At 35.6% G+C, this 15,161-nt stretch carries 16 protein-coding genes and 3 pseudogenes; 5 read left to right on the top strand and 14 right to left on the bottom strand.

From position 1 onward, the window contains the following. The first annotated feature begins 126 nt into the window (after window positions 1-126). On the top strand, window positions 127-525 hold the full coding sequence (mscL, locus tag ACLBXA_RS01165; protein WP_079246033.1) for a large conductance mechanosensitive channel protein MscL: 399 nt from the start codon (window positions 127-129) through the stop codon (window positions 523-525). Window positions 526-573: 48 nt separating this feature from the next. Here the strand turns inward: mscL and ACLBXA_RS01160 are convergent, their stop codons facing one another. Further along, window positions 574-846, bottom strand: a complete 273-nt coding sequence (locus tag ACLBXA_RS01160) for a DUF3917 domain-containing protein (RefSeq protein WP_000636586.1) — start codon at window positions 844-846, stop codon at window positions 574-576. Window positions 847-995: 149 nt separating this feature from the next. Between ACLBXA_RS01160 and dhp61 the strand changes: the two are divergent. The 3 genes and pseudogenes from dhp61 (at window position 996) to ACLBXA_RS01145 (ending at window position 1,974) form a co-directional block, all read left to right on the top strand. After that, window positions 996-1,292 (top strand): annotated as a pseudogene (gene dhp61, locus ACLBXA_RS01155) (protein Dhp61). A gap of 81 nt (window positions 1,293-1,373) precedes the next feature. After that, window positions 1,374-1,610 carry a DUF3949 domain-containing protein gene (locus ACLBXA_RS01150; RefSeq protein ID WP_000637885.1) on the top strand — a complete coding sequence of 79 codons (237 nt, stop codon included), beginning with the start codon at window positions 1,374-1,376 and terminating at the stop codon, window positions 1,608-1,610. A gap of 1 nt (window position 1,611) precedes the next feature. Continuing rightward, window positions 1,612-1,974, top strand: coding sequence for a DUF4288 domain-containing protein (locus ACLBXA_RS01145; RefSeq protein ID WP_003309991.1), 363 nt, complete (start codon window positions 1,612-1,614; stop codon window positions 1,972-1,974). Window positions 1,975-2,008: 34 nt separating this feature from the next. On the opposite strand, the gene ccpA is transcribed toward ACLBXA_RS01145, so the two are convergent. The 5 genes and pseudogenes from ccpA to ACLBXA_RS01120 all read right to left on the bottom strand — a co-directional run bounded on the left by ccpA (window position 2,009) and on the right by ACLBXA_RS01120 (window position 6,330). Further along, a complete protein-coding gene (ccpA, locus tag ACLBXA_RS01140) occupies window positions 2,009-3,007 on the bottom strand; it encodes a catabolite control protein A (protein WP_001103303.1) in 999 nt (332 codons plus the stop codon). 482 nt (window positions 3,008-3,489) lie between these two features. Next, a pseudogene (gene aroA, locus ACLBXA_RS01135) lies at window positions 3,490-4,187 on the bottom strand (chorismate mutase). 164 nt (window positions 4,188-4,351) lie between these two features. After that, complete coding sequence (locus tag ACLBXA_RS01130) at window positions 4,352-5,374, bottom strand: CamS family sex pheromone protein (protein WP_000738027.1); 1,023 nt, start codon at window positions 5,372-5,374, stop codon at window positions 4,352-4,354. A 117-nt stretch (window positions 5,375-5,491) separates the two neighbouring features. Then, window positions 5,492-5,818 carry a bacillithiol system redox-active protein YtxJ gene (ytxJ, locus tag ACLBXA_RS01125; protein WP_001057469.1) on the bottom strand — a complete coding sequence of 109 codons (327 nt, stop codon included), beginning with the start codon at window positions 5,816-5,818 and terminating at the stop codon, window positions 5,492-5,494. After that, complete coding sequence (locus tag ACLBXA_RS01120) at window positions 5,818-6,330, bottom strand: DUF948 domain-containing protein (RefSeq protein ID WP_001197721.1); 513 nt, start codon at window positions 6,328-6,330, stop codon at window positions 5,818-5,820. The genes ytxJ and ACLBXA_RS01120 overlap by 1 nt, the downstream gene beginning before the upstream one ends. A 187-nt stretch (window positions 6,331-6,517) precedes the next feature. Between ACLBXA_RS01120 and ACLBXA_RS01115 the strand changes: the two genes are divergently transcribed. Beyond that, window positions 6,518-7,633, top strand: coding sequence for an aminopeptidase (locus ACLBXA_RS01115; RefSeq protein WP_000654720.1), 1,116 nt, complete (start codon window positions 6,518-6,520; stop codon window positions 7,631-7,633). A gap of 36 nt (window positions 7,634-7,669) precedes the next feature. On the opposite strand, the gene ACLBXA_RS01110 is transcribed toward ACLBXA_RS01115, so the two are convergent. From ACLBXA_RS01110 to ACLBXA_RS01075, 8 genes and pseudogenes are all read right to left on the bottom strand, one after another. Continuing rightward, entirely contained in the window at window positions 7,670-8,074 is a 405-nt protein-coding gene (locus tag ACLBXA_RS01110; protein ID WP_001010623.1) for a PH domain-containing protein, read from the bottom strand. Window positions 8,075-8,138: 64 nt separating this feature from the next. Next, a complete protein-coding gene (locus tag ACLBXA_RS01105; RefSeq protein WP_303465501.1) occupies window positions 8,139-8,642 on the bottom strand; it encodes a GNAT family N-acetyltransferase in 504 nt (167 codons plus the stop codon). After that, window positions 8,639-9,187 (bottom strand): annotated as a pseudogene (locus ACLBXA_RS01100) (GNAT family N-acetyltransferase). Before ACLBXA_RS01100 ends, ACLBXA_RS01105 begins: the two are co-directional and overlap by 4 nt. Before the next feature lie 57 nt (window positions 9,188-9,244). After that, window positions 9,245-10,150 carry a DMT family transporter gene (locus tag ACLBXA_RS01095; RefSeq protein WP_000792471.1) on the bottom strand — a complete coding sequence of 302 codons (906 nt, stop codon included), beginning with the start codon at window positions 10,148-10,150 and terminating at the stop codon, window positions 9,245-9,247. Continuing rightward, window positions 10,140-10,553: a MerR family transcriptional regulator gene (locus tag ACLBXA_RS01090; RefSeq protein ID WP_447617082.1), complete on the bottom strand. Its 414-nt coding sequence runs from the start codon at window positions 10,551-10,553 to the stop codon at window positions 10,140-10,142. Before ACLBXA_RS01090 ends, ACLBXA_RS01095 begins: the two co-directional genes overlap by 11 nt. 171 nt (window positions 10,554-10,724) lie before the next feature. After that, on the bottom strand, window positions 10,725-12,035 hold the full coding sequence (murC, locus tag ACLBXA_RS01085) for a UDP-N-acetylmuramate--L-alanine ligase (RefSeq protein WP_000219469.1): 1,311 nt from the start codon (window positions 12,033-12,035) through the stop codon (window positions 10,725-10,727). A gap of 252 nt (window positions 12,036-12,287) precedes the next feature. After that, window positions 12,288-13,406, bottom strand: coding sequence for a nicotinate phosphoribosyltransferase (locus ACLBXA_RS01080; RefSeq protein ID WP_000658372.1), 1,119 nt, complete (start codon window positions 13,404-13,406; stop codon window positions 12,288-12,290). A 61-nt stretch (window positions 13,407-13,467) separates the two neighbouring features. Further along, window positions 13,468-15,161 (bottom strand): DNA translocase FtsK (locus tag ACLBXA_RS01075; RefSeq protein ID WP_044784098.1); only part of this gene is annotated, 1,694 nt, incomplete at its 5' end.

Here is a 15,161-nt window from a genome sequence, read left to right as displayed (position 1 = left end):
CGGATACATTTTTCAGAATTTACTTTCATTCCCATTTCCCCTTTATTTCTCTCGTAAATTTCTATAAAATATGTTGATAGGAATTATAAATTTCATAATGAATCGTGGAAAGGATGGGATTGACACATGTGGAACGAGTTTAAAAAGTTCGCTTTCAAAGGGAATGTCGTTGATTTAGCTGTCGGGGTTGTAATCGGTGCTGCATTCGGTAAAATCGTTAGTTCTTTAGTAAAAGACATTATTACACCATTACTTGGTATGGTATTAGGTGGCGTTAACTTTACAGATTTGCACTTTGGATACGGTAAATCAGCTGTTATGTATGGTAACTTCATCCAAACAATTTTTGATTTCTTAATTATCGCAGCTTCTATCTTTATGTTTATTAAAGTTTTCAACAAACTAACATCTAAAAAAGAAGACGAAAAAGAGGAAAAAATTCCAGAACCAACAAAAGAAGAAGTTCTTCTTGGGGAAATTCGCGACTTATTAAAACAACAAAATTCTTCTAAAGATAGAGCATAATTGAACGGATAAAAAGGCATGTCCCTCGGGACATGCCTTTTCTATATGCTATAACGTTTCCGAATTCATATGAATAAATAAAATAATACCAGCAACCATAAGTACCATAATGCTACCTGCAAATAGTGTAATACCAATAAACATTAAACTTTTGCTCATATCTACTGATACACTTTCAATAAAAATAGAAATTACATACGTGATAAGGGCAATTCCTGCAAGAATACTTCCTGGAACAAATCGCTTTAAACCATTTTGTTTTAACGTCATATATGCAAAAATAGCAGTCATACAAAGCGTAATTATCCAAAGAACGATCATCTCTTTTCCCCCCTCACAAGCCTTTTCTTTCTATTATACATGACATTGCCCTATAATAGTTATTTTTACACTTATGTGACATATAACAAGGAATCATACAATCTATAGAGAACTCTTCCAGGTAAGCTATATACTAGGGAGGATTTCAATTGGAAGATGATATTGTAGGATATTTTAAACAAGTAGAGCGATTTGATTATATTACAATCGACTTAGACAAAATTTTTTTTACATGGAAGTTGTACAAATAGAAACAAATGTAACTTTGCTAAAAATATCACTTAACTTAAAAAAAAGATAAAACGATTGTAGATGGAAAAGCAAAGCACTATGATTCTTCTAGGCTAGAGCATTTAATACAAAATTTTAAACGCACTGCACAAACATGCCTTGAACATAATTTACGAAGCGCTGAAGAACTTTTTGCATTTTGGAAAAGAAATTGACCACTAGAAAAATATGGATATCCCTCATATAAATTGATATAATTACCATATACAAATATTCTTTGTAAGGGAGTGTTCATAATGATTTGGATTTCACTAATCGTATTAGCTTATTTCATCATTCTCGTCCCAATACAGTACAACTACATTAAAATACTCAAAGAAAAACAGAAAAAAATGAGTGTCTCACAAAACGAACTATATGACAACATGTCTTATGAAGAATCCCAAGTGCATTACCATTATCAAAGTAACGTATTTACAATACCTGCTTCGCTTGTCGCAAGTATTATTTATAAGGTGAAACATGCAGCATAATATGTACGCTGTAAAATTATTGTTTGAGTCTGTTCATTCTGGTGAGCCTCATCCTATGAAAATGGATGAGCATTATGAAGAGAATCACGATACACTTTTTGAAGAAAGTATTATTCTTGTTAAAGCAAACAGTTTAGAAGAAGCTCATGAACTAGGTGAAAAGATAGCTATACAATCGGAGCACACATACGATAATATGTATGATGAGCAAATCACATGGACGTTCCGAAAAGTGTTACATGTATTTGAATTAGACGATACGCCATTTGAAACTGGAAAAGAATTGTACGCAAAATTTTTACACGTTAAGAAAAATGAAACTGTAGATACAGTAATTGAAAAATATTATCCTGAATATGAATAAAAGCTCACAGCAATCGCTGTGAGCTTTTTTATACTTATTTCGTTGAATCTCTAAATTGGATACGGTGAGGTAAGATAACAGTGTGATCTTCCACTTTTTCTTTGTTCATATACTTTGTTAATAGACGCATTGCTACTGCACCGATATCATACATCGGTTGTACAACTGTTGAAAGCTGCGGACGAACCATTAATGCAAGGCGTGTATTATCGAAACCAAGTACTTCTACGTCAGTTGGTACGTTTAATCCAGCATCTTGTGCTGCATGGATTACACCTAGTGCCATTTCATCAGAAGACACGAAGATTGCTGTTGGCTTTTCATCATTGCTCCAAAGCTTTTCGAATGCTTCGATACCTGAGTCATATGTGTAATCTCCATCGATTACAAGATTTTCATCATATGAAATACCTTCTTCTTCTAAAGCTTTTTTATAACCTTGTAACTTCTTCGCGCTTCCCGCTTTATCAATGAATGGACCAGAGACGAAACCGATACGCTTATGTCCTTGCTCGATAAAGTGCTTCATTGCATCGTAAGCTGCTTGTGTATAATCAATATTTACTGATGGCGTTTCATTTTGCTCATCAAATGACGCTGCTAATACAATTGGTACTGGAGATTTTTTAAATTCTTCAATGTGAATGTCTGTAATATCTTCACCCATGAAAACAATTCCGTCCACTTGTTTTCCAAGCATCGTATTTAATAGATGGAACTCTTTCTCTTTGTTTTGATCAGAGTTACTTAAAATGATGTTATATTTGTACATTGTTGCGATATCTTCAATTCCACGTGCAAGTTCTGCATAAAACGTATTTGAGATATCAGGAATAATAACACCTACCGTAGTTGTCTTCTTACTTGCTAGTCCACGTGCTACCGCATTTGGACGGTATCCTAAACGATCAATTGCTTCTAATACTTTCTTTCTTGTTGTAGGCTTTACATTTGGGTTACCGTTCACAACGCGTGATACGGTAGCCATTGAAACGTTCGCTTCGCGCGCTACATCATAGATTGTTACGTTCATCTCATCGCACACTCCTTCTATTTTTGTTATCTATTTTTATGTATCGGTTACTTGAATGAAAAAAAGACATCAACTCTATTTGCAGATGCCACCAATCGTCCCGAGTTCTTCCTTTTACTAATGATACGATATAAACGCAGGCTCATACAATATTTTCCCGCAAAAGTTTCGAAAAAATTCGCTTCTTTTCTCGTATTTTCGTATTTTTTATGAAAAAAGGGCATTTTTTGTAAAAAAATAGATATTTCCTAAGTAGAAATCTTATTTTAAGCAGTACGATAGTAAATGAAATTTATATCGGCGATTTTTCGAATATATGAACCGTAACTCGAAATATATCGGCGATTTCCCAAATATATCGACCACAACTCTAATTATATCAGCGATTTTTTTAATATACCAACTTCCCAACAAAAATCGACAATGACAGTCGCTATACAGCTGTCCCAAAATGCCTTTTTGGAACAGCTCATTAAAAGTTTTTATAATTTACTTCCAAATGATTTTAATTCATTCATAAAATCATTGAACTGCGGGATATTCATTTGCTGCGCCGCATCTGATAAAGCTACAGCTGGATTTGGATGTACTTCAGCCATAATTGCGTTTGCACCAATTGCCATCGCTGCTTTTGCAGTTAGTAAGAGAAGGTCACGTCTCTCTGTAGAATGCGTTACATCAAAAACGACAGGTAAATGTGTCTCTTTCTTTAAAATCGGTACAGCGGAAATATCAAGCGTATTACGCGTTGCTCTTTCATTGCTTCAGCAACTTGACGTACTTGTTCATAACTTTCCACTGCACACGGTCCCATAATAAAATACTAATTTCCGTTACCAATTTTTTCACCATTAATTTCAACAATCGTATCTTCTGTTTTTTTCTTACAAGAAACAAGTAGTGCTTTACGATGATCCTCTTCTTGTAACTTTAAACCAACTTGAAAAATTTGTTTGAAAATATGTTATAAAGTCGAAGTTTCAAATGGACCATTATTATTCTCTGCAATTAAATCCAGTATATTACTTTCACGTACAGGATCAAAACGTTTCACACCTTATACTTCTTTTAAATTACCAACTTCTTGTACGAGACGACCTCTTTCGTTTAGTAACTCTAATATTTGTAAATTAAGTTGATCAATTTCAGAACGTAAACGACCTAATTGTTGTGATGCCATAAGAAAGCCATCTCTTTCAAATCCCTATATATTACTTTTTTAAGATAACTTATTATAGTTGATACATATACGATTGTCACACGATATACAGCAATGAATTACCATCAAAAAACCTTTTATATTTTCATTTAAAATAAAAAAAGACAGTTTACATACTGTCTTTTTTACAAGAAGGAAACAAACGGTTTATCACTGTTTTTCTCTTTTATAATAACGGCCTCAATTTTACTCTCGGACTTGATCTGTAATTGTACTTTCGCATCTTTAGGCAATTTGTCTAACATACCTTGAGCAGCCAATTGGGTAAGAGCCATTAATTCTGTTTTACCGTTATATTTAATAACAATATTCATATTTAATGTATCCATTTGATCTTTCTTATAAGAAACTTTTGCATTGACTGGAATAAAATCTCCATTAGAAAAACCTTTTATTTCCTTAGCAAAGTTATTTATTTTTGTATTATCTTCTCCATGTGCTTGTGTAAATTCATCAGAAGGATATGAATACGACTTTTCATCAATTGTACTCCAATTTCCAAGGTTCATATCATTCTTTTGAACAGTAGCACTAGCAATATACGTACCATTTTTTAAAGAACTTGTACTTTCTTGCTTAAAGATAGCAAACGTAATTGGAGATTTGTTATATTTATCATTTTTGTTAATAGCTTCAATAAGTTGTTTAGCAACTTCAGACCCTTTAGACATAGCTTCTTCATTCGATACACTTGAAGACATAGCTAAGCCAATCATAACACCAGATAAACTTAATTCATTTGAATTCTGTTTTCCAAAATAGTCTTGTTCTATAATATTCGTCAAAACTGGCGCTTCTACTTTCGCAACTAGTTCATCAACTAGTTTCTCTGGAATATACTGATTTAATTGCAGTACGTGACTCTCTGTATCAAATTGCTGCGTTGCAATATTTATTAAACCATTTTCATACTCTGCTAAATCTAATTTAGAATTTGTTTTTATATTAGCTGTATTAATAACCTTTTGTTCTTTTAAAGGAATAACAGTTCTATAATAATCTTTAGAAACAGCAGTTCTCGGAATCATACTTTTTTCTTTTGTATCTTTTTGTATAACTTCATCCTTCTTACTAATCGTATTACTATTGTTACTACAAGCTCCCAGTAATAAACTTACGACTGCGAAGGATAATGCCATTTTCTTCATTACTTAAAACCTACTTTCAACAATCTAGTTATTTAGTTTGAACTATTAATAGTGTACCACTAAATATATTTCAACAAAAACAAAAAAAAGAAGCAAGCACCTTTAGCTTGCTTCTTTTTACTTTATATTCTCTTCTAAAGCATCTTTTTTAATATTCCAATGAGATGTATTCCATACTACCATCCCATCTTTTATGTATAACACTTGCGGTGATTCATGTCTAATACTGTATTGTTCTGCAACACGATTTGACACATCTCTCGCATCTTGTACGTATAAGTAATACGCTGGCACTTCTCTTTCTTCACTGCAATACGCTTGAAATTCTGTGTATGCACCGTGACTAATCGGGCATGTCGTACTATGTTTAAAAAGAACATACGGCTCATTCTTTTCTACTAAGACTTCAAGCTCTTCAATTGTTTCAAGCTTTGTCATATTCATCACGATTCACCTCTCATACGAAATCTAGAGCGCTTCTCTTTCTTTTCAGCGTTTTTCTCAATTCTTTCTAATTTACGCTCTTCTTTTTCAACCTTCTTCTCTTGTCTCGACGCACGGTAATGATTGTATACTTCAATCGCCGCACTGCTCCACTGTACAACTTGCGCTACTTTATCAGCGTTATTTTCAATTTCGTCCGTTACAGAGTCTGATACATTACGAAGCTTCGTATTTAAAGATTGGATTGTCGTTCCAATCCCATCTACACCCGCTACCACTTTATTTAATGACTGTGACTTCTGTTGAATATCATCAGCTAACGCATTCGTTTTATGTAATAATTGCTCTGTCTCTACGCTAATTCCTTGCATTTGTTTTTCTAAACCTTCTAACGTGCTTGCAACGTTTTCTAACGTCTTCTGAACCGATAACAACGTTCTGCATACATACACAACTAATACTGCGAAAGCAACCGCGATAATAGCCGCACTTACATATAAAAGAACTTGCATTTCATCACTTCCTTTATCTTTTTCATACTTTCCCCTATTATACAATCATTTTCCGTTTCATTCTAATCCCTATCTCATCATTAGAATTTTCATACTTATTCGTTAACTGTAACATAAATCATTCAACAAATTCCACTAAGTAGGTTACAATAGGAGAGGATACATAATTAGTAGGGAGGCTTTACATATGAAAGATCCACGTATTGAAAAGTTAGCATACAATTTAATTAACTACTCTATTTGCTTACAAAAAGGCGAAAAAGTATTAATTGAAAACTTTGGCTTACAAAAAGAACTTGTAACTGCACTTGTAAAAGAAGCATATGCAGCTGGTGGTTTCCCATTCGTCTCTTTAAAAGATCATCAAGTAGATCGCTCTTTATTAATGGGTGCTACTGAAGAACATTTCGAACAAATCGCTGCATATGAAGCAAGCGTAATGAAAGACATGGACGCTTATATCGGTCTTCGCTCTGGCGATAATATTAATGAACAGGCTGACGTTCCAAGTGAGCGCATGAAAGTTCATGGCCAAACAGTTGGGAAAAAAGTTCATAGAGATATTCGCGTTCCAAAAACACGTTGGGTTGTTCTTCGCTACCCAAATGCTTCTATGGCACAGCTTGCTAAAATGAGCACAGAAGCTTTCGAAGACTTCTACTTCGAAGTTTGTAACTTAGACTACGGTAAAATGGATAAGGCGATGGATAGCCTTGTTACATTAATGAATAAAACAGATAAAGTTCGTTTAACTGGTCCTGGAACTGACTTAACATTCTCTATTAAAGACATTCCAGCTATTAAATGCTCAGGTCATTTAAATATTCCAGACGGTGAAGTATACTCTGCACCAGTTCGTGATTCTGTTAACGGTACAGTTTCTTACAACACACCATCTCCTTACAACGGTTATACATTTGAAAATGTACAACTTAAGTTCGAGAACGGTCAAATCGTTGAAGCAACTGCAAACGATTCAGAACGCATTAACAAAATCTTCGATACAGACGAAGGCGCACGCTACGTTGGTGAGTTCGCAATCGGCGTAAACCCATACATCTTACATCCAATGGGAGACATCCTATTCGATGAAAAAATCGATGGCAGCTTCCACTTCACTCCTGGACAAGCTTACGACGATGCATGGAACGGTAACAACTCGAACATCCATTGGGACTTAGTATGCATCCAACGCCCTGAATACGGCGGCGGTGAAATTTACTTCGACGACGTACTAATCCGTAAAGACGGACGCTTCGTTGTACCTGAATTAGAAGCTTTAAATCCAGAGAACTTAAAATAATAATAAAAACGCTCGGAATTTTCTCCGAGCGTTTTTTTATTTCTTCCCTACCATTTCTATTTTCACATGTGGATTTTCTTTCTCGATAAGCGCCAAAAATTCATTCATATCTTGCGGCATCGCAACCATATGTACTTTATATGCATTCGTCGTAATTTCAAGATACTTTCCAACTTGACGAACAACTCTTATATCTTTTAATACAACATCATCATTTAGAATACCGTACTTTAATACGCCATTTTCTACTTTATGTTTTTTAATAAATACTTCCCAAACGAGTGGTACATTTACAATGAAGCATAAACCCATCCCAATCAACACTGACATCCAATGCGCTTTATTAGTGAAAAGCATGACAATTGGATATATACACATAAAAGCTAACGTAAGACAAACGAAAATGACTACTGACTTACTTCTTTGAATTGGAAAGTTCATACCTACACCCCCTAATCCAAATTATACCACTATTTCCATTTTGGTTCATAGAAAAAGGCCATTTCTAGATGACCTTTTTCACAATGTACCTATAAAATTTCTTATCTACCTGTAACACTGGAAAGTTTTTCGGCAACTCATCTATACTCACACTTTGAAAACCATTCTTTTCATAAAAGCGATGTGCCGCTAAAAATTTTACTGTTGTTCCTAAATAAATATTTTTCAACTTTTTATCCTCAGCCCATGAAATTGCTGTTTGAAGCAACATATATGACGCGCCACATTCTTTTCCACGAAACTCTTTTTGTACGAACATTTTTCTTAGCGCTACTTGATGATTCTCAATATCTAATAAAGCTACTGTTCCAACTACTTTCCCATCATAAAGTGCTACCCAAAAGTTTCCGTGATCCTTTTGATAGAATGTTTCTATTTCAAGTAAATCAGGTTGCTCTTCTTTCGTAATGGGAACATTATACTCTTTTTGCTGAATATGAACGATAAGATCTACTACTTCCTCTTGAAACGTACTTTCATACGGAATAATACGAATCTTCTCGTTCATCGAATATCTTTCCATTCTGAAGCTAATAAACTATATACAGCGATATCATGAAAATGATCATATAACCATTCTTCATCTCTTAAAATACCATCTAATTTAAACCCTAAACGCTCTGGAATAGCGCGGCTTTTCACATTTTCAACACCGCATCTAATTTCCATTTTATTTAATTTTAAATTCTCAAATGCATAGTGAAGCACAGCCTTTACGCTACGTGTCATAACGCCTTTTCCTCCAGCATCTTCTGCAAGGTAATACCCAAGACTCGCCGCTCTCTTCCCCCAGCTCACTGGATGAATACCTACCATCCCAACAAGCTTTCCTTTGTAACGTATACCACTTTCAAAACCGTCTCCCTCTGCAAATTTCTTTAACCACATCGGAAAAATCTCATCATAAGCATCAGCAGATTATGTCCCATCTACCCAAGGAAGCCATTTTCGTAAATGATTACGGTTTTGGTCTATTAATTGATATAATTCTTCTTTATGATGTTTTTCTAGTAATTGTAGTTCAATTTCGTCATCTACTCGAAGTGTGAACATGTTTTTTAGTCCCCTTTTTATTTTTCTTATTATTCTAACATTTTTAGATATAAAAAGTTAAATATTAACACTTTCTTTTGATTTTCTTTGTATAAAACCAGAAGAATACAATATTCCCGTAATAACTAATATCATTCCTACAGATTGTGCAGATGTTATATTGACTCCTTCAATAAAAGAAATAAGTATTGTAACAACAGGCACTAGATTAAAAAATAAAGATGTCCTTGCTGCCCCAATTTGAGCAATTCCATTATTCCACCATAAGTAACCAAGCACACTCATTCCAATTGCCATAAAGAGAATCGCTCCCCATGCCAACCAAGGAATTTCTAAAACTGGTACTATACTTTTTTGTGTAGAAGATATGATAATAAAGGCAAGTGCACCAATAGTCATCGTATATGTCGTCGTTTGTATTGGATTACCAGTTTTAATAAACCTTCTGCCTAGCACGCCGTATAACGCCCAGCAAATATTCCCTAATAAAATATAAAAATCCCCTTTTGAAAATGATAAATGTTGTAGTATTGTAAACGAACCTTGTGTAAGTACAAAAACAACGCCAATTAGTGCAAGTAACATTCCAATTGCTTGACGCTTCACAATTTTCTCTCGTAAAATGACACTTGCTAACAGCGTCGTAACGAGAGGATTTGTCGCCATAATAAGTGCACCATTAACAGCTTCTGTATATTTCATTCCTAAAAAGAAAAAGAAGTTAAAGCCGAATACACCAACAATACCTAGCAAAAGATAATAGGTCCTATTCTGCATCCATACTTCCAAATCAAAATCTTTTCGTATTTTTAACAAACATAACATCACAAATGCAGCAATCCCAAAACGCCATGCTGCTATATGAATTGCTTCGAAATACTGCACCGCATATTTCGAAGCATTAAATGTCCCACCAGTAAATATCGCAAAACCTAATAACTGCGTATATACTTTATTTTTTATTGCCGGCCTCCAAGTCTTTTTCTTCTAGAAAACCATAATAAATTTCTAACTTCTCCTCCGTTAGCTGAACAACTTTTTGCAATTGTTCCTGCTGTTCTTTTAATCGCTCCAAGTGAGTTGTTAAAATGGAAATTCTCTTTTTTACTTTCGCTGGTACTTCCTCTTTCTTCTGCCTAATTTCCTCTATAATGCACCCATCACTTGCAAACTCAGCTATCTCTTCTAATGACATCCCAGTTTGTTTTAATGAATATAAAAATTTTAATAAACGTACATCGCCTTCTGTATATTGACGAATACCGCTATTTCGCGTTGGTGGTGGTAATAAACCTAATTTCTCATAGTAGCGCAAAGTGTGAATGCTCATCCCTGTTAATTCTGCTACTTCGCCGATTTTATACATGTTCTCTCCCCCTTGTTTTTACACTTTCATCTTACAACCTAGAGTTAGCTCTAGGTCAATACATAAATAAAGTGAAACTTTAATCAGTGGGGGTCTTATTGCACGTTAATGCGGGATAAAAGTTGAACACAACAAAAAAAGACGCACAGCCACAGCTATGCGTCTTTTCTATTATTTCTCTGCAACTTGAACTTCTTTTACGTAAGCTGCTTCGAATTTTTGGATGTCACCTGCGCCCATGAAAATTAGAACGCCGTTTTTATGTTTCTTTAATACATCCGTTGTTGTATCTGTAATTAGTTCTGCACCATCAATACGCTTTTGCAGATCTTCAATTGTTAATTCACCTTTGTTTTCGCGTGCTGATCCGAAAATATCACATAAGTATACTTGATCAGCTTTGCTTAAGCTTTCAGCGAACTCATCTAAGAACTTTTCTGTACGTGAGAATGTATGCGGCTGGAATACAGCGACAACTTCACGCTCTGGATGTTTTTGACGAGCTGCTTCAATCGTTGCATTAATTTCTGTCGGATGGTGTGCGTAGTCATCGATAATAACTTGCTCTCCCATCGGCTTTTCATTAAAGCGACGTTTTACGCCTTCAAAAGTTGTTAATTGATGTTTTACTGCTTCTACATCAACGTTTTCATAATGGCAAAGTGCGATTACTGCTAACGCATTTAATACGCTGTGATTGCCGTATCCTGTAATTTTGAACGTGTCATAGTACGTATTACGAACGAATACATCGAATATCGTGCCATCTGTTCTCTTTTGGATGTTACGTGCTTGGAAATCATTATCTTCTCCAAATCCATAGAAAATAACAGGTACTTTCGCTTGAATTTTTTGAAGTTCTTCATCATCTCCACATGCAATAATGCCTTTTTTCACTTGCAATGCCATCTCTTGGAATGCACTGAATACATCATTGATGTCTGCAAAATAATCTGGATGATCAAAATCAATATTCGTCATAATTGCATAGTCTGGATTGTAAGACAAGAAATGACGACGATACTCACAAGCTTCAAATACAAAATACTTACTATTTTCTACCCCATGCCCTGTTCCATCTCCAATAAGGTAAGATGTAGGATGTGCACCTTGCATTACATGGGCTAACAAACCTGTTGTTGATGTCTTTCCGTGTGCACCAGTTACAGCAACACTTGTGTATTGGCTCATAAGGTCACCTAAGAAGTGATGGTAACGATGTACTGGGATGTTTAATTCTTTTGCTGCTACGATTTCTTCATGCGTATCAGGAAATGCATTTCCTGCAATAATCACTTGTCCTTCTTCTACATTATTCTTATCAAAAGGAAGGATCGAGATACTACGCTTTTCTAACGCTGTTTGTGTAAAGAAACGCTTTTCATAATCAGACCCTTGAACAGTATGCTTCATATCATGAAGAATTTGCGCTAATGAACTCATTCCTGTTCCTTTAATTCCTACAAAATGGTAAACTGTCATCTTAAAGAACCTCCAACATTTCGAACTAATACAACGGCCTATCTATAAGACAGTATATGAATCTTTTCTTATTTTGGTAATCATCATACATTTTTGATGTAGTGAGGTTATTCTTTCCCTTCACTTATCAGGATAAACTCGTACGTACTTCTTTATATGTCCATAACAAGTCCATTATAGCAAAAAAGAAGCCGCTATACTATGATAACAGAAAAACTGATAGGGTCAATCACCTATCAGTTTTTCTCTCTTTTACATATCTTCTCTTTTTTCTAATTGAACACGCTCTAAACGTGGGTTTGGACGATATTTACGACCAGCTTTTGCTTCTGGTTTCCCATTTAATTCTACATTATCACCAGTAAAACCAATATTCATTTTTAACAAGCTACTCCCTACCCCATATATGTCAACAGGTACCTTTTGAGCTTCAAATTCACGAATACGCTTTTCATCAAATCCACCAGTTACAACGATGTCTACATGCTGGAATCCTTCTTCATCAAGCGCCTTGCGAAGTGCAAATACAAGAGATGGATTTACACCACGTGGATCAAATGTTCCAAGTACTTCTGGGTGGCGAATAAAGTATTGATCAATCATTGTGCGAGACGTATCTACACGCACACCTTTTAATGTTGATCCAAATTCACGCGCTACACGAAGTGCATCTGTAATAACATCATTATTGTAATCAATTAGTACAACTAATTCATCTTCTGGAAATTTCTTATGATATGCTTTTGCCGCTTCTACAACATCACCATTAAACATTTGAATTAATGCGTGAGGCATTGTTCCCATACCACTTCTGCCCCACCATTCATTCATTGCATGCGTCGCTTGTGCGCTCATACCTCCGATGTATGCTGCATAACCGTCACCAGCTTGTTGTGTATAATGATCGTCACGATCTCCCATGAAAATAACTGGTTTTTCTTTATCTACACTACGCGCAGCTTGGACAACATTATATACGTTTGTTGCAACCGATGTACGACGAGCTAAAATCCCATCAATAACACCTTCTAAAAATCCGAAATTCTCATAAGGACCATGAATTGTTAACACTGTTTCAAATGGACTAATTTTATCGCCATCTTTTAAAGAGTTAATTTCAAGTTCCTCAGGATTTTTAGCGAATGTTTGTAGCAATGCAATTACTTCATCTGTTCCGCAAAGAACTGCATTTTCTTTTTGGAAAAATTGCATCGTTACAACACTTTTCGGGCGAAATTCTTCAATAATTTCTCTAGTTTTTAAAAAGTAAACCGCGGAGAACCAACCTTCTCCAACTCGTTCGTCAAATTTAAATGTTTTATTTGTTAGTCGATTTATTTCACCTTTTAATTTTAATTCAATTTCTTTCATGTCGCTTTACTCCCTACTTTACTATCCAACATTTTCTATTAGTATACAGCAAAACCGTGGACTATACATTCGTTTCCTGCATAGCAGCGAATTCATCCTCAGAAATAAGGACATCTCTTGGCTTCGTCCCTCTTGCTTCAGAAATAATTCCTTGCGATTGCATCTCCTCAATGAGACGTGCCGCGCGATTATAACCGATGCGGAATTTTCGCTGTACAGAAGATGTGGACGCTCCCCCTTGTTCTACAACAAATTGACATGCTTCAAAGAACAATTCGTCTTCCGACTCAGCCTGTTCTGTTTTCGCTAATAAATCCTCTTGCTTAAATAAGTAATTCGGCTTCATTTGCTTTCTCACATGATCAACTGTCTTTTCAATCTCATCATCCGATACATATACACCTTGTACACGAACTGGCTTAGATGTACCGTTCCCTAAAAATAACATATCACCACGGCCAAGTAATTTCTCCGCGCCTCCAATATCAATAATCGTACGCGAATCAACTTGAGATGATACAGTAAACGCAATACGCGTTGGAATGTTTGACTTAATTAAACCTGTAATAACATCTACAGATGGACGCTGCGTCGCTACTAATAAATGAATACCACAAGCACGTGCTTTTTGCGCAATACGACAAATCGCTTCCTCAACATCACCAGGTGCTACCATCATTAAGTCGGCTAACTCGTCAATGACAATAACGATATAAGGTAATGTTTCTCCTGGAATTTCTCGCTCACTTACAATCGTATTGTAACGAGTTAAATCACGAGCACCAGCGTGCGCAAACAATTCATAACGGCGTTCCATCTCTTCGACTGCCCACTTTAAAGCCGCTGTCGCTGCTTTTACATCCGTAATAACAGGTGCTACAAGATGTGGAACAGAATTGTATGGTGCAAGCTCAACCATCTTCGGATCAATTAACATTAACTTCACTTCATGCGGTTTCGCTTTATATAAAATACTCGTTAAAATCGCGTTAATACACACACTTTTACCTGAACCCGTTGCACCCGCAATAAGTCCGTGCGGCATTTTTCGAATATCTGTTACAATTGGATCACCTGAAATATCAAGTCCAAGCGCAACAGTAAGCGGTGATTCACTCTTTGTGAATACAGGACTTCTTAAAATTTCACGAAGAAATACTGGCTTACTTTCTTTATTTGGAACCTCAATTCCAATCGCACTCTTCCCTGGAATCGGCGCTTCAATACGAATATCTTTCGCAGCTAAACTTAACTTAATATCATCACTTAAATTGGTAATTTTATTTACTTTCACGCCTGGGTCTGGTTGCACTTCAAAACGAGTTACTGCTGGCCCTTGCGATACATTAATAACATGTGCTCCAACATGAAAATTATTAAACGTTGTATCTAATAATTCTTTTTGCTCATCTAACCATTCTGTATTATCTAGCGCTGATTGCTGCGGAATCGACAACAGCGCTAATGGCGGAACAGTGTATGTCGGTGGTGTGTGCAATACATTTCGCATATCGTTCTCTCTTTGATTTACAACATATGCTTTCTCTTGTACTTCCGTACTTGAAATTGGCTTTTGTACTTGCTCTTCCACTACTTGCTGCACTGGGCGTTCTTCCATTTGTGGCTCTGCTACTACTTGCTGCACTGATTGTTCTTCCACTTGTGATTCTACTACCACCTGCTGCATTGGTTGTTCTTCCACTTGTGATTCTACTACCACCTGCTGCATTGGTTGTTCTTCCACTTGTGGTTCTG

The sequence above is a fragment of the Bacillus sp. D48C genome (assembly GCF_053345735.1).
The sequence above is the reverse complement of the archived record's forward strand: the minus strand, read 5'-3'. Positions and strand labels throughout refer to the sequence as shown.

Bases quoted from the DNA above. Each gene is read 5' to 3' on its own strand.
- ACLBXA_RS01150 (WP_000637885.1), top strand. From the start codon at position 1,374: ATGATTTGGATTTCACTAATCGTATTAGCTTATTTCATCATTCTCGTC.
- ACLBXA_RS01120 (WP_001197721.1), bottom strand. From the start codon at position 6,330: ATGCAAGTTCTTTTATATGTAAGTGCGGCTATTATCGCGGTTGCTTTC.
- ACLBXA_RS01090 (WP_447617082.1), bottom strand. From the start codon at position 10,553: ATGTATAAAATCGGCGAAGTAGCAGAATTAACAGGGATGAGCATTCAC.
- ACLBXA_RS01110 (WP_001010623.1), bottom strand. From the start codon at position 8,074: ATGAACTTTCCAATTCAAAGAAGTAAGTCAGTAGTCATTTTCGTTTGT.
- ytxJ (WP_001057469.1), bottom strand. From the start codon at position 5,818: ATGAATATGACAAAGCTTGAAACAATTGAAGAGCTTGAAGTCTTAGTA.
- murC (WP_000219469.1), bottom strand. From the start codon at position 12,035: ATGACAGTTTACCATTTTGTAGGAATTAAAGGAACAGGAATGAGTTCA.
- ACLBXA_RS01105 (WP_303465501.1), bottom strand. From the start codon at position 8,642: ATGAACGAGAAGATTCGTATTATTCCGTATGAAAGTACGTTTCAAGAG.
- mscL (WP_079246033.1), top strand. From the start codon at position 127: ATGTGGAACGAGTTTAAAAAGTTCGCTTTCAAAGGGAATGTCGTTGAT.
- ACLBXA_RS01145 (WP_003309991.1), top strand. From the start codon at position 1,612: ATGTACGCTGTAAAATTATTGTTTGAGTCTGTTCATTCTGGTGAGCCT.
- ACLBXA_RS01115 (WP_000654720.1), top strand. From the start codon at position 6,518: ATGAAAGATCCACGTATTGAAAAGTTAGCATACAATTTAATTAACTAC.
- ccpA (WP_001103303.1), bottom strand. From the start codon at position 3,007: ATGAACGTAACAATCTATGATGTAGCGCGCGAAGCGAACGTTTCAATG.
- ACLBXA_RS01160 (WP_000636586.1), bottom strand. From the start codon at position 846: ATGATCGTTCTTTGGATAATTACGCTTTGTATGACTGCTATTTTTGCA.
- ACLBXA_RS01130 (WP_000738027.1), bottom strand. From the start codon at position 5,374: ATGAAGAAAATGGCATTATCCTTCGCAGTCGTAAGTTTATTACTGGGA.
- ACLBXA_RS01080 (WP_000658372.1), bottom strand. From the start codon at position 13,406: ATGAAAGAAATTGAATTAAAATTAAAAGGTGAAATAAATCGACTAACA.